The sequence below is a fragment of the Mycobacterium sp. shizuoka-1 genome (genome assembly GCF_002723835.1).
Classification (GTDB): Bacteria; Actinomycetota; Actinomycetes; order Mycobacteriales; family Mycobacteriaceae; genus Mycobacterium.
This window is the reverse complement of record NZ_BEWG01000104.1, coordinates 127,490-140,496: the sequence shown is the minus strand read 5'-3', so window position 1 is coordinate 140,496 and position 13,007 is coordinate 127,490. Positions and strand designations below refer to the sequence as shown.

Below are 13,007 nucleotides of genomic sequence, written 5' to 3'. Positions count from 1 at the left end.
CACGTGAGCCAAGACGCGACGGTCGCCTACTTGGGCTTCCACGAGAAGGACAATCTCGGCGACGACGCGATCTACGACGCGGTCCGCTCACAGCTGCCCGGTGTGGTCTTCCACGACATCCCCCGCCTGCCGCACGAGTTCGTCTTCCCGCCCGCCGCCGCGATCGAACGGGCCCGCCGGCCCAGCACCCTGGTGATGGGCGGCGGAACACTGGTCGGGGTGCGGTACTTCCGGCTGCTGGCCAGGATCGGCCTGGCGGTCACCAAGAACAACGGCAAATACGCGATCGGCGTCGGGGTCCAGGATCCCGGCTACACCGGCCGCGGCAGCGGGTCGCAGCGCGGAGAGCTGTCCAAATGGGCGCCGATCCTGGCCGACTTCGACTCGGTGTCGGTGCGCGGGCCCCGCAGCGTCGAACTGCTCGCCGACATCGGGTTGACCGCCCAGGTCACCGGCGATCCGGCGCTGATCCTGCCTCGCCCCGAGGTGCCGGTCTCCGACGGCCTGATCGGGGTGAACCTCGGTTACGGCGACGATCTGTGGGGGCACGACCCGGCCGGGGTCGCCGAGCAGGTCGCCGGCGCGGTGCGGGAACTGGCGGGCCGGGGTCACCGGTTCGTCGGCATCCTGATGAACCCCGGCGACCGAAAATGGGTGGAGGTGGCGTTGCGCGACGTGCCCGCCGACATCCTGCTGCCCGCCGACGCCGCAGCGGCCGCACGGGAGTTCGCGCAGTGTTCGGCGGCCATCGTCTGCCGCCTGCATGCCGGGATCCTGGCGGCCCTGTCCGACACCCCGGTGGTGTCGCTGGAGTACCAACCGAAGTGCCGCGATTTCGCGCTGTCCATCGACGACGAGCGATCGCTGATCCGCACCGATGCGGTCACCGGAACCAAGGTCGTCGACCGGGTGCTGGAGCTGCTCGCCGATGCCGCCGCGATCCGGGCCTCCAAGCGCGCCGCCGTCGACCGGCTGCGCAGCCAGCTGGACTCCGAGTACGCGGCGCTGCGCCGTCAGCTCGGGGTGGGCGCAGGCTGACGTGCCCGCCGCAGCGCGTCGCCGCTGAACACCAACAGGGCCAGCCAGATCAGCTCGAAACCGACCCAGCGGGCCGGCGGCATCGGCTCGTGGGCCACCACCACGCCCCAGGTCATCTGCATGGCCGGGGTCAGATACATCAGCAGTCCGAGGGTCACCAACGGCAGCCGCTGGGCGGCCGCGGCGAACAGCAGCAGCGGGATCGCGGTGATCGGGCCGGACAGCACCATCAACACGATGTGGCCCACCCCGTTGGTGGTGAACTGGCCATGCCCGGACAGTTGCAGCACCACGATGTACACGATCGCGAACGGCGCCGCGATCGCCGCCTCCAGGCCGACGCTGAGCCGCGGATCGGTGGGCACCACCTTCTTGACCGCGCCGTAGAGGCCGAAGGTGAAGGCCAGCCCCAGCGCGATGAACGGTGGGCCGCCGACCTCGATGCCCAGCAACACCACCGCCGCCAGCGCGATCAGCAGCGCCACCAGCTGAGCCCGGTTGAGCCGCTCGGAGAAGATCAGCACCCCGAGTAGCACGCTGACCAAGGGATTGATGAAGTAGCCCAGCGCGGCGTCGACCACGTGACCGTTGTTCACGGCGTAGACGTAGATGACCCAGTTGCCCGAGACCAACGCCGACGCGCAGACCAGCAGCAACCAGGTGCGCCCGGTGATCGCGCGCAGCTCCGGCAGCTTGCGCATGGCCACCACCACCCCGGCCATCAGGACCAGTGTCCAGACGATGCGGTGAGCCAGCACCTCCAGCGCGCCGGCGGGTTTCAGCAACGGGAAGAACGCCGGGAACAAGCCCCAGGATCCGTAGGCGCCGATGCCGTAGAGCAGGCCGCCGTTCTTGGTGACGGGTTTGGCGTCCGTCACGATTCGGTGCGCAGCACGTCCAGGGCGTGCTGCAGGTCAGCCGGGTACGGCGCGGTGACCTCGAAGTGCCTACCGTCGGCAGGGTGCGCGAAGGACAGCGACCGGGCGTGCAACCACTGTCGCTGCAGCCCGAGCCGTTTGGCCAGCACCGGATCCGCACCATAGGTCAGATCCCCCGCACACGGATGGTGCAGCGCGGCGAAGTGCACCCGGATCTGATGGGTCCGGCCCGTCTCCAGATGGATGTCGAGAAGGCTTGCCGCCCTGAACATCTCCAGGGTGTCGTAGTGGGTGATGCTGTGCCGTCCGGTCTCGGTGACGGCGAATTTCCAGTCGTGACCGCGGTGGCGGCCGATCGGTGCGTCGATCGTGCCGCTGGACGGATCCGGATGGCCTTGCACCACAGCGTGATAGCGCTTGTCGACGGTGCGCTGCTTGAACGCCCTTTTGAGCAGGGTGTAGGCCCGCTCGGACAGCGCGACCACCATGACACCAGAGGTGCCGACATCGAGACGGTGCACGATGCCCTGGCGTTCGTGGATGCCGGAGGTGCTGATCCGGAAACCCGCCGCGGCCAGCCCGCCCAGCACGGTCGGCCCGTGCCAGCCGACCGTCGCGTGCGCGGCCACCCCCGGCGGTTTGTCGATCGCGACGATGTCGGCATCGGAGTACAGGATCGTCATGCCCTCGATCTCGACGGGCGTGTTCTCCGGCGGCGGCGCCTCTTCGGGGATGCGCACATGCAGCCAGGCGCCGGCTTCCAGCCGATCGGACTTGCCGGCCGGGGCACCGTCGAGTTCGACGCCGCCGTCCTCGGCGATCGCGGCCGCCGCGGTGCGCGACAAGCCCAGCAGCCGCGCCAGACCCGCGTCGACACGCATACCGGCCAACCCCTCGGGTACCGGCATCGACCGCTCCGCCATCAGGCCGTCTCGGCCCTGTCGTCGGTCGTGTCCGGCTGGTCGGCTTTCGCACCGGTCCGCCGGCCCGTGCTGTCGAAGTCGTAGCCGAACAGCGACAGGCCGACCAGCAGGATGGCGCCGCCGACGACCGCCGGGTCGGCCACGTTGAACACCGGCCACCAGCCGATGGACAGGAAGTCGACGACGTGCCCGCGCAGCGGGCCGGGTGAGCGGAAGAACCGGTCGACCAGGTTGCCCAGCGCGCCGCCGAGGATCATCCCCAGGCCCAGCGCCCACCACGGCGACACCAGCCGCCGGCCCATCCAGATGATGCCCACCACCACGCCGGTCGCGACCAGCGTCAGCACCCAGGTGTAGCCGGTGGCCATCGAGAACGCGGCGCCGGAGTTGCGGACCAGCGTCCAGGTGACCGTGTCGCCGATGATCGACACCGGTTGCCCGGGCGTCAGCCACCGCACCGCGAGCACTTTGGTGATCACGTCGAGGGCCAGCACCACGCCCGCCACCGACAACAACAGCCGCAGCCGCCGCGGCGACTCGGTTGTGGGCCTGGTTTCGTCGGTCACCCCCCCATCATTCCCTAGTCTCTTGGGCATGCCTCGACTTGCCGTCGTCACCACCGGCGGGACGATCTCTACCAGCGCCGACAGCGAGGGTGTGCTGCGGCCCGTGCACGGCGGCGCCGAACTGGCCGCCGGGCTCGACGTGCGGGTCATCGACCTGTTCACCCTGGACAGTTCCCAGCTCACCCCGGCCGAATGGCTGCGCATCGGCGCCGCGGTCACCGACGCCGCCCTGGCGGCCGACGGCGTCGTGGTCACCCACGGCACCGACACGCTGGAAGAGACCGCGCTCTGGCTGGAACTCACCTACGGCGGGACGGCACCGGTGGTGGTGACCGGGGCGGCACGCCCGGCCGACGCGCCGGACGCCGACGGGCCGGGCAATCTGCGCGACGCGCTGGCGGTGGCGGCCGGCCCGCTCGCCCGGGACCTCGGCGTGCTGATCTGTTTCGCCGGGTGGGTGCGGGCGCCGCTGGGCACGACCAAGGTGGGCGAGGCCGACCTGTTCGGCGGGCCCCCGCCGGTGGGCCGCGTCGAGGACGGCGTGGTCAGCCTGACCGGGGACAAGCCGCGGGCGTACCTGGGCGCGGCCACGCAGACCCCCAGGGTGGACATCGTGGCGGCCTACCCCGGCGCGGACGGGACCGCGATCGACGCCCTCGTCGACGCCGGGGCGGCCGGGCTGGTCGTCGAGGCGGCGGGAGCGGGCAATGCCGGCGCCCCGGTGGTCGAGGCGGTGCGGCGGGCGTCGGCTCGCGGGGTGGCCGTCGCGGTGACCACCCGGGTGCCGTGGGGACGCACCGCCGCGCTGTACGGGCCGGGCCACGACCTGGTCGGCGCGGGGGCGGTGCTGGTGCCGCAGCTGCGCAGCAGTCAGGCCCGGGTGCTGTTGATGGCGGCGCTGAGCCTGCGGTTACCCGTGGCCGACGTCATCGCCCGCTGGGGCTGAGCGGGCCAGATTCTCGACGTAGTCCGGCCAGTCCAGGCTGTCCACCGGGTTCGCGCGGACCAGCTCGGGGTCGTCGGCGGACAAGGTGCGCATCACCCCGGGGCCGCTGCCGCGGGTCTCGAACCGCACACTGACCACCCCGTGGCCGGCGCCCTGCACCCAGCCGTGGCCGAGGGCGGGGTGGCGGACGTCGTCGCCGATGCGCCACCCGCCGGCGTCGTGCGCGGGTTCGGGCACCGGCAGGTGGGTGTCCACCGTGTCGGCCTCGGGGCCGAGTTGGTCCAGATCGGGGAACAGCGACTCCTGGCGGACATCGGACAGGCCCGAAAAGCCAACGCCGAGAAGGCGAATCGGCCCGACTTCGCGGGGATCGAGCAGCAGCCGGTGCGCGGTGGCGGTCAGCGTGCCGACGTTGCCGGTGGCGTACGGCAGCGTCGCCGAGCGGGTCAGGGTGGTCATGTCGGATTTCTTGAGTTTGACGGTGACCGTGCGGGCGCCGCGGCCGTCGCGTTCCAGCCTGCGGTGGGCGTGCTCGGCGATCGGACCGATGGCGTCGCGTAGCGCCTCGATCGTGGTGAGATCGGCGGGGAACGTCGACTCGGCGCTGATCTGCTTGGCCTCCGCGCGTTCGGCCACCGGGCGGTCGTCGATACCGCGGGCCAGCCGGTGCAGGGCGGGGCCCACGGTGGCGCCCAGGATGCTGGCCGCCTCGGCGTCCGAGAGCGCGGCCAGCTGCCCGATGGTCTCGATGCCGAGCCGGTGTAGCTTGTCCTCGGCCACCGGTCCGATCCCCCACAGCCGGCGCACCGGAAGGCCGTCCAGCAGTGGGCGTTCCTCGTCGCGGCGGATCACCCGCAAGCCGTCGGGTTTGGCCAATTCCGAGGCGATCTTGGCGATCTGCTTGCCCGAGCCTGCGCCGACCGAGGCCACCAGACCGGTCTCCTGCTTGACCCGCAGGCGCAGCCGCACCGCGAACGCCTCGACCTCCTCGGCGCCGGCCCCGACCAGTTCGGCCGGCTCGCCGAAGGCCTCGTCGAACGACAGCTGTTCGAGCACCGGCACCATGGTGCGCACGGTGTCCAGCACGCGGCGGCTGGCCATGCCGTAGACCACCCCGCGCGGCGGCAGCACCACCGCCCCGGCGCCGACCATGCGGCGGGCCTGATGCATCGGCATCGCCGAGCGGGCGCCGAACACCCGCGCCTCGTAGCTGGCGCCGGCCACCACGCCGCGGCCGCCGAGACCGCCGACCAGGACCGGACGGCCGCGCAGCGTCGGGCGGGTCAGCTGCTCGACGGACGCGAAGAACGCATCCATGTCGAAATGCAGGACCCAACGCTCCACGCGCTCGATCGTATTGCCCGACCGGGTCAAGCCTTGGCGATCGCCACCCGCACGCCGTCGCCGATCTCGGTGCCGTCGACCGGCTCACCGAACTCGAAGCTGGTGGCCAGGATCTCGCCGGCGATCAGGTCGCTGTGCGTGCGAGCCCAGTCGGCGTGGGCGGCGGGCACCGACATCACCACGCGGATGCGGTCGCTGACCTCCAGGCCGGTCGACTTGCGCAGGTCCTGCAGCTCGCGGATGCGATCCTTGGCCCAGCCCTCGGCCTCCAACTCCGGGGTGACGGTGCCGTCGAGCACCACCAGGCCGGCCCCTTCGGGCAGCGCGGCTGTCCACTCCGGGTCGGCGGCGACCAGCCGCGAGCTGTACTCCTCGCTGGTCAGCACCACGTCACCGGCGGTCAGGGTGCCGTCGCTGTTGAGCACGCCCTGTCCCGCCTTGACCACCTTGATGGCCTCCTGCACGGCCTTGCCCAGCCGCGGGCCTGCGGCGCGGGCGTTGACCGTCAGCTCGAAGCGGCCGTAGGCGGCGATATCGTCGGTCAGCTCCACGGACTTGACGTTCAGTTCGTCGGCGATCAGATCCGTGAACGGCGCCAGCGCCGACGGATTGTCCACCGCAACAGTGAGTTTCAGCAGCGGCAGCCGCACCCGCAGCTTGTTGGCCTTGCGCAGCGAGGAACCCGTCGAGCACACATCCCGCACCTGGTCCATCGCTGCCACCAAGGCGGGATCGGCCGGGACGACCCCCGGCTGCGGCCAGTCGGTCAGGTGCACCGAGCGCTCACCGGTCAGCCCACGCCAGATCACCTCGGTGGCCATCGGCAGCAGCGGGGCGGCCAGCCGGGTGGTCACCTCGAGCACCGTGTGCAGCGTGTCGATGGCGTCGGCGTTCTCCTCCCAGAACCGCGAACGGGACCGGCGCACATACCAGTTCGTCAACGCCTCGGTGAACTGGCGTAGCTGCTCGCAGGCACCGGAGATGTCGCACACGTCCATGGCCGCGGTCAGCCCGTCGCGCAACTCGGCGAGCTTGGCCAGGATGTAGCGGTCCAGCACATGCGGCGAATCCGTGCGCCAGGTCCCGACTTTCGGGGCGTACAGCGCCAGGAAGCTGTAGGCGTTCCACAGCGGCAGCAGTACCTGGCGCACTCCTTCGCGGATGCCCTGTTCGGTGACCACCAGGTTGCCGCCGCGCAGGATCGGCGAGGCCATCAGGAACCACCGCATGGCGTCGGAGCCGTCGCGGTCGAACACCTCGTTGACGTCGGGGTAGTTGCGCAGCGACTTGCTCATCTTCGCACCGTCGTTGCCGAGCACGATTCCATGCGAGACACAGGTTTTGAACGCCGGGCGATCGAACAGCGCGGTCGCCAGGACGTGCAGCGTGTAGAACCAGCCGCGGGTTTGTCCGATGTATTCGACGATGAAGTCGCCGGGGAAGTGGGTCTGGAACCAGTCCTGATTCTCGAACGGGTAATGCACCTGGGCGTACGGCATCGACCCGGAGTCGAACCACACGTCGAAAACGTCCTCGATGCGGCGCATCGTCGAGTTGCCGCTCGGGTCATCGGGATTGGGCCGGGTCAGCTCATCGATATACGGCCGGTGCAGGTTGTCAGGGCGCACGCCGAAATCGCGTTCCAGCTCGTCGAGGCTGCCGTAGACGTCGATCCGCGGATACGCCGGATCGTCGGAGACCCACACGGGAATCGGGGTGCCCCAGTAGCGGTTTCGCGAGATCGACCAGTCCCGCGCACCGGAGAGCCACTTGCCGAACTGGCCGTCCTTGACGTGTTCGGGATACCACGTGATCTGCTGGTTGAGTTCGACCATCCGGTCCCGGAACTCGGTCACCTTGACGAACCACGACGACACCGCCCGGTAGATCAGCGGGTTGCGGCAGCGCCAGCAGTGCGGATAGGAGTGCTCGTAGGTCTCGTGCCGGATCAGCACCGGGGCGTTGGCCGCGGCCGACCCGGTGCCGTTCTTGAGGTCGCGGATGATCTGCGGGTTGGCATCGAACACGTGCTGGCCCTGGTAGTCCGGGACCGTCACGTCGAACCGGCCCTTGGAGTCCACCGGGGTGACCGGCACGATGCCGACGGTGTCGGTGGTGGCCTTGTCGTCCTCGCCGTACGCCGGGGCCATGTGCACGATCCCGGTGCCGTCCTCGGTGGTGACGAAGTCACCGCGTAGCACCTGGAAGGAGTGCGCGGCGTCGGCGAAGTACGGGAACGGCGGCAGGTAGCGCAGCCCGAGCAGCTGCTCGCCGGTGACAGTGGCCAGCACCTCGGGCCGCTCGCCCAGCTCCCTGGCATAGGCGGCCAGCCGGGGCTGGGCCAGCACCAGGCGCCGGTCCTCCACGCGCACAACGACATACGTGACATCGGGGTTGACCGCGACCGCCTGGTTGGACGGCAGCGTCCACGGGGTGGTGGTCCAGATCAGCAGGTAGGCGCCATCAAGGTCGTTGCCCGGTGCGGTCACCTGGAAGCCCACGGTGATCGCCGGGTCCTGGCGGCTCTGGTAGACGTCGTCGTCCATCCGCAGTTCGTGACTGGACAACGGGGTCTCGTCGTTCCAGCAGTACGGCAGCACCCGAACGCCCTCATACGCCAGGCCCTTGTCCCAGAGCTGCTTGAACGCCCAGATCACCGACTCCATGAACGACAGGTCCAGCGTCTTGTAGTCGTTGTCGAAGTCCACCCAGCGCGCCTGGCGGGTGACGTAGTCGCGCCACTCGGCGGTGTACTTGAGCACCGAGGCGCGGCAGGCATCGTTGAACTTCTCGATACCCATCTCCTCGATCTGGGCCTTGTCGGTGATGCCGAGCTGACGCTGCACCTCGAGCTCGGCGGGCAGCCCGTGGGTGTCCCAGCCGAAGCGGCGGTCCACCTTGTAGCCGCGCATCGTGCGGTAGCGCGGCACGATGTCCTTGACGTAGCCGGTCAGCAGGTGGCCGTAGTGCGGCAGGCCGTTGGCGAACGGCGGGCCGTCGTAGAAGACGTACTCCTGCGCGTCGTCGCGGTTGGCGATGCTGGCGCGGAAGGTGTCATCGGCGGCCCAGTAGTCCAGGACCTCGCGTTCGAGGGTCGGGAAATGCGGCGAACCGCCGACCTTCGGGTAGCCGTTCTCGGTCACGATGTGCGCTCGTCTCCTGTGCCGGATCGTCAGGCACGGGGACGACGACGCGCAGGTGCGCGAGCGCCGCGGTACCACCCCGCTTACGCACAGCTGCGTGCGTCGCTCGTTGAAGGCTGTGACGGGCCCGCCCGTTCGGTTCTACTCGGCCGGTACGCGCGCCGCGCGTGACCTTTCTTCCGAAGGCTCCCCGGTGATGGCCGGATCGATGCCGCTGGAAGGATTCTAGCCTCAGGCCGGGACGGCCTCCGACGTCAGGCCGATCAGGCCCAGCCGGAACTGGGTGGTCAGTTCGTCGACGGTGCAGTGGTCCAGCCGGCGCCCGTCGTACCACCAATCCATCTGCAGTTCGCCGTCCGCCCGGTAGGCGAGCACGCCCAGCGCGGGGCCGTCGGCGAGCTGCAGCGGTCCCAGCGCGGGATCGGGCGGCAGTCCCAGGAATGAGAACACCACGTCGGCGGGCGCGTGCCCGAGCTGGCGCGCCGGCGTCAGCGCCTCGCGGACGTCGGCGAGCAGGGCGTTGGCGTCCACCCCGCGTTCGTCGGCGCAGCACAGCCGGATCGGGGCCACCGTGGTCAGACCGCTGACGGTGACGACGCCGACACCTATGGTGCGGGCGATCGCCCGGCCCAGTGCGGCCAACAGGATTTCTTCGATATCGAATCCGGCGAACGCGACGGCACCGTCGAGGTCATCGGTCAATTCGGAGGGCAATGATGCCGACAGTCGAACCAGGTCTTCGGGTCGAGGCCGGCCGGGAATCTCATCGTCAACTACCCGCACATTGCTAGACGGGTAGGTCACAGGAGCAACCATGCCCCTCACCGTAGCGGCCGTGTCCCATTTATGGGAGAGTAATCCCACAATCGTGACGACCATGTCAATAAATTCAAAAGTTTCCTGAATACGGTTGCCGATACCCATTACCGGGAGTTCGGGTTATTGTGAAGCGTGCCCCGCACCGACGAAAATGGCCGTCAACTAAAAGTCCTGCTGGACTACCTGCTGGACGGCGACATCGACGCCAAGGACATCTACGACGCGCTCGGCACCTCCAGCAGCACGTATTACCGGCGGGTCAAGGAGCGCGACTACCCGAATGCCGAAGAGCTGCGTTTGGTCGCAACGCGATTCGGCCTGAGCTATCCAGACCTGCAGGTCCGGTTCGGGCTGATGACCCGCGAAGAACTCCGGGAATATGTCGAATCCGCCCCATTTACGGTTGCGACAATTAATACCGTCGCCACCGCACATATTCCGCAGAAACTCTCAGAATTGAAGCCTCGCCTCGACGCGCCCCCGCTGTAGTATTTGCTGAAGTTATTCGGGGGCGTAAGGCGACGACGGCATGGGTCTGGGTGTACTGATCACGGTCACACTGGCCTGCCTGGCGTGGAGCCTGTGGATCCGGCGGGTCACCTGGAGCTGCCGATGGGAGATCGCGGCCACCCTCAACATCGCTCTGCAGGGTGCCGCCGTGCTGTTGATGTCCCCGCTGGCGTCCGAAACCGTCGGCCACTGGCTCTACGCGCTGACCGGGGTGTGGAACCTCGAGGACTACCTCGGCCACGACTGTTACGTGGTGGCCGCCTCGGCGATCGTCTACAACGCGATGGGCCGACTCCAGGACGACGGCGCCACCCAGCTCGCCTTCAAGCAGTACGTGGAGCGACCCGCGACACTGTGCATCCCGCTGTTGCTGGCCACCTTCTCGCTGGGGACCGGAGCCACGATCTACCGTCCCGACTTCTTCACGGTGCCCACCGACTTCTGGCTGTCCGCCTACTGGCTGGTGCTCTGCGGCACCTTGATCTACCTGCTCGGTTACGGCTGCCGGGCGCTGCTCATCCTGCGCCGCGATCCCCGGTCGCGGCGGATCGCCAACGTGTACCTGATCGCCTCGGCCAGTGGCATCGTGGCCTGCACGATCCGCATCATCACCGCCTACGTGCCGCCGCTGCAGGAGGTGGAGGGCGGCCGGCTGGTCTGGCTGTTCGCCTGTGGCTGCGCGGCCGGCTTCGCCCTGGCCTCGGCGCACTCGTGGCGGATCAAGACCCGGTGGTTCACCCACGCGGCCAGCTGACGGCGCACCCGGCTGCGCGCATCGCCGATAATGGCGGGCGATGAAATTCGCGGTGAGCATCCACGGCACTCGTGGCGACGTCGAACCCTGCGCGGCCGTCGGCCTCGAACTGCAGCGCCGGGGCCACGACGTGCAACTGGCGGTACCCCCCAACCTGGTCGGCTTCGTCGAGTCCGCCGGCCTGGCGGCCACCATCGCCTACGGTCCCGACTCGCAGCAACAGCTGGCCGGCGACGTGTTCGAGAGACCGGACGCGCTGACCGCGGCCGGCCCGGCGGACTGGATGCGACTGGGCAATCCGCTGCTTGCCCTGCGCAAGGCCCGGCAGGCCGCCACCCGCGGGTGGGCCGAGATGAGCGACATCCTGCTGGAGATGACCGACGGCGCCGACCTGCTGCTGACCGGCACCGCCTACCAGGAGATCGCGGCCAATGTCGCCGAGGCCCGCGGTGTTCCGCTGGCCGAGGTGCACTACTTCCCGGTCCGGGCCAACACCCAGGTGCTGCCGGCGCGGTTGCCGGCGGCGGCGGTCGACGCCGCCTACGCGACCGGCGAATGGTTGCACTGGCGGCTGCTGAAACCGGCCGAGTCCGAGCAGCGGCGCGCCCTCGGCCTGCCGGTTGCGCGTCGGCGCCCGGTGGCCCGCATCGTCGCCGCCGGCACGCTGGAAATCCAGGCCTACGATCCGGTGTTCTTCCCCGGACTGGTCGACGAATGGGGCCCGCAGCGCCCGCTGGTCGGATCCATGACACTGCAACTGCCCACCGAGGTCGACGCCGACGTGACGTCCTGGATCGCGGCGGGCAGCCCGCCCATCTACTTCGGCTTCGGCAGCATGCCGCTCGACTCCCCCGCTGAGACCGTGCGTCTGATCAGTGACGTGTGCGCCGAACTCGGTGAGCGCGCGCTGATCTGCGCCGGTTTCTCCGACCTGGACGCGACCGCCGCCGAGCACGTGAAGGTGGTGGCCGCGGTCAACCACGCGACCGTGTTCCCGCACTGCCGGGCCGTCGTGCACCACGGCGGCGCCGGCACCACGACGGCGGGACTGCGCGCCGGCGCACCCACCCTGGTGCTGTGGGTGGCGGCCGAACAGCCGCTCTGGGGCAAACAGGTCAGCCGGCTGGGCGTCGGCACCTCGCGGCGCTTCTCGGCTTCCACCCGCGATTCGCTGCTGGCCGACCTGAGGAGGGTGCTGGCTCCGCAAACAGCGGTGCGGGCCCGTTTGCTCGCCGCCCGGATGACTCCGGCGCCGGACAGTGTGACAGCGGCGGCGGACCTGCTGGAGAAGGCCGCCCGCAACCGCTGACCTGGGTCACGCCGGCCCTGCTCGCGAACGGGTTGCAAGGTAGGATTTCGCTTCGTGTGGACAACCGTGGTGCTGCTCGGACTCGCGGTGAGTATCGAGCCCGCACGCATCGGATTGATCGCCCTGCTGCTCACCCGGCCCCGCCCCGCGCGGCATCTCGCGGTGTTCCTCGCCACCGGTCTGGCGGTCAGCCTCTCCGTCGGGTTCACGGTGTTGTTCGTGTTCCACCACACGTTCCTGAGCAAGACGAACTTCAACCCGGCGCTGATCCAGATCGGCATCGGCGTCGTCGCCGTGCTGCTGGGTGCGCTGCTGGCGTCCAGCATCCCGCTGCGCACCTTCGCCCGGCGCGAGATGGCCGAAGTGCCCGCCGTGGCGGTGGACAGTCCGGTCGTGGTGCAGGATCAGCCGCCGGGTCGGTTCAAGCGGATGACCACCCGGATGCGGGGTTTCGTGCAGGGTGAATCGTCGCTGTTCTCCGGCTCCATCGGGGCGGCGCTGGCGATGCCGAGCGTCGACTACATGGCCTTGCTGGCCTTGATCATCGCGTCCAAGACCCCACCGCTCGAGCAGGCGGTGGCCCTGGTCACCTTCCTGCTGCTGGCCAGTTGGGCCGCGGTGATCCCACTGCTGAGCTTCCTGGTGGCGCCCGCCAAGACCCGAATCTGGGTGCAGCGGTTCAACGAATGGATTCGCACGCGCACCCGCAAGCACGCCGGTGCGTTCGTGGCGATCGTCGGGATCATCCTGATCGGGGTCGGCCTGCACGGCCTGTGA

Annotated in this window: 12 protein-coding genes; 6 read left to right on the top strand and 6 right to left on the bottom strand. The window is 69.4% G+C overall.

Annotation, left to right across the window (positions count from 1 at the left end):
- Nucleotides 1-3 precede the first annotated feature (3 nt).
- Nucleotides 4-1,038: a polysaccharide pyruvyl transferase family protein gene (locus MSZK_RS26180; protein WP_099251445.1), complete on the top strand. Its 1,035-nt coding sequence runs from the start codon at nt 4-6 to the stop codon at nt 1,036-1,038.
- On the opposite strand, the gene rarD is transcribed toward MSZK_RS26180, so the two are convergent.
- From rarD to lspA, 3 genes are read right to left on the bottom strand one after another with little or no spacing between them, the layout of a single operon-like run.
- The gene (rarD, locus tag MSZK_RS26175; RefSeq protein WP_371411392.1) at nt 1,014-1,919 is read right to left on the bottom strand and encodes an EamA family transporter RarD; all 906 of its coding nucleotides are present in this window, start codon (nt 1,917-1,919) and stop codon (nt 1,014-1,016) included. The two genes, MSZK_RS26180 and rarD, sit on opposite strands and share 25 nt — an antisense overlap.
- On the bottom strand, nt 1,913-2,839 hold the full coding sequence (locus MSZK_RS26170) for an RluA family pseudouridine synthase (protein ID WP_099251443.1): 927 nt from the start codon (nt 2,837-2,839) through the stop codon (nt 1,913-1,915). Before MSZK_RS26170 ends, rarD begins: the two co-directional genes overlap by 7 nt.
- Nucleotides 2,839-3,435 carry a signal peptidase II gene (gene lspA, locus MSZK_RS26165; protein WP_233211517.1) on the bottom strand — a complete coding sequence of 199 codons (597 nt, stop codon included), beginning with the start codon at nt 3,433-3,435 and terminating at the stop codon, nt 2,839-2,841. Before lspA ends, MSZK_RS26170 begins: the two co-directional genes overlap by 1 nt.
- Here lspA and MSZK_RS26160 point away from each other — a divergent pair.
- Nucleotides 3,434-4,351 (top strand): asparaginase, encoded by a 918-nt coding sequence (locus MSZK_RS26160; protein ID WP_099251441.1) that lies wholly within the window; start codon nt 3,434-3,436, stop codon nt 4,349-4,351. The genes lspA and MSZK_RS26160 overlap by 2 nt on opposite strands.
- On the opposite strand, the gene MSZK_RS26155 is transcribed toward MSZK_RS26160, so the two are convergent.
- The 3 genes from MSZK_RS26155 to MSZK_RS26140 all read right to left on the bottom strand — a co-directional run bounded on the left by MSZK_RS26155 (nt 4,316) and on the right by MSZK_RS26140 (nt 9,654).
- A complete protein-coding gene (locus MSZK_RS26155) occupies nt 4,316-5,668 on the bottom strand; it encodes a DNA polymerase IV (protein ID WP_233211523.1) in 1,353 nt (450 codons plus the stop codon). The genes MSZK_RS26160 and MSZK_RS26155 overlap by 36 nt on opposite strands.
- A 53-nt stretch (nt 5,669-5,721) precedes the next feature.
- On the bottom strand, nt 5,722-8,838 hold the full coding sequence (ileS, locus tag MSZK_RS26150; protein WP_099251440.1) for an isoleucine--tRNA ligase: 3,117 nt from the start codon (nt 8,836-8,838) through the stop codon (nt 5,722-5,724).
- 231 nt (nt 8,839-9,069) lie between these two features.
- A complete protein-coding gene (locus MSZK_RS26140; RefSeq protein WP_142390011.1) occupies nt 9,070-9,654 on the bottom strand; it encodes a hypothetical protein in 585 nt (194 codons plus the stop codon).
- Between the two features lie 135 nt (nt 9,655-9,789).
- On the opposite strand from MSZK_RS26140, the gene MSZK_RS26135 reads away from it, so the two are divergent.
- From MSZK_RS26135 to MSZK_RS26120, 4 genes are read left to right on the top strand one after another with little or no spacing between them, the layout of a single operon-like run.
- Nucleotides 9,790-10,146 carry a transcriptional regulator gene (locus MSZK_RS26135; RefSeq protein ID WP_099251437.1) on the top strand — a complete coding sequence of 119 codons (357 nt, stop codon included), beginning with the start codon at nt 9,790-9,792 and terminating at the stop codon, nt 10,144-10,146.
- 40 nt (nt 10,147-10,186) lie between these two features.
- Nucleotides 10,187-10,921: a hypothetical protein gene (locus MSZK_RS26130; RefSeq protein ID WP_099251436.1), complete on the top strand. Its 735-nt coding sequence runs from the start codon at nt 10,187-10,189 to the stop codon at nt 10,919-10,921.
- A 40-nt stretch (nt 10,922-10,961) separates the two neighbouring features.
- Nucleotides 10,962-12,230, top strand: a complete 1,269-nt coding sequence (locus tag MSZK_RS26125) for a glycosyltransferase (protein WP_099251435.1) — start codon at nt 10,962-10,964, stop codon at nt 12,228-12,230.
- Nucleotides 12,231-12,284: 54 nt separating this feature from the next.
- Complete coding sequence (locus tag MSZK_RS26120) at nt 12,285-13,007, top strand: GAP family protein (RefSeq protein WP_199203496.1); 723 nt, start codon at nt 12,285-12,287, stop codon at nt 13,005-13,007.

Excerpts from the sequence above, each read along its gene's own strand:
- MSZK_RS26155 (WP_233211523.1), bottom strand. The coding sequence starts at position 5,668 with ATGGATGCGTTCTTCGCGTCCGTCGAGCAGCTGACCCGCCCGACGCTG.
- lspA (WP_233211517.1), bottom strand. The coding sequence starts at position 3,435 with ATGCCCAAGAGACTAGGGAATGATGGGGGGGTGACCGACGAAACCAGG.
- MSZK_RS26140 (WP_142390011.1), bottom strand. The coding sequence starts at position 9,654 with ATGGTTGCTCCTGTGACCTACCCGTCTAGCAATGTGCGGGTAGTTGAC.
- MSZK_RS26160 (WP_099251441.1), top strand. The coding sequence starts at position 3,434 with ATGCCTCGACTTGCCGTCGTCACCACCGGCGGGACGATCTCTACCAGC.
- MSZK_RS26170 (WP_099251443.1), bottom strand. The coding sequence starts at position 2,839 with ATGGCGGAGCGGTCGATGCCGGTACCCGAGGGGTTGGCCGGTATGCGT.
- MSZK_RS26125 (WP_099251435.1), top strand. The coding sequence starts at position 10,962 with ATGAAATTCGCGGTGAGCATCCACGGCACTCGTGGCGACGTCGAACCC.
- MSZK_RS26130 (WP_099251436.1), top strand. The coding sequence starts at position 10,187 with ATGGGTCTGGGTGTACTGATCACGGTCACACTGGCCTGCCTGGCGTGG.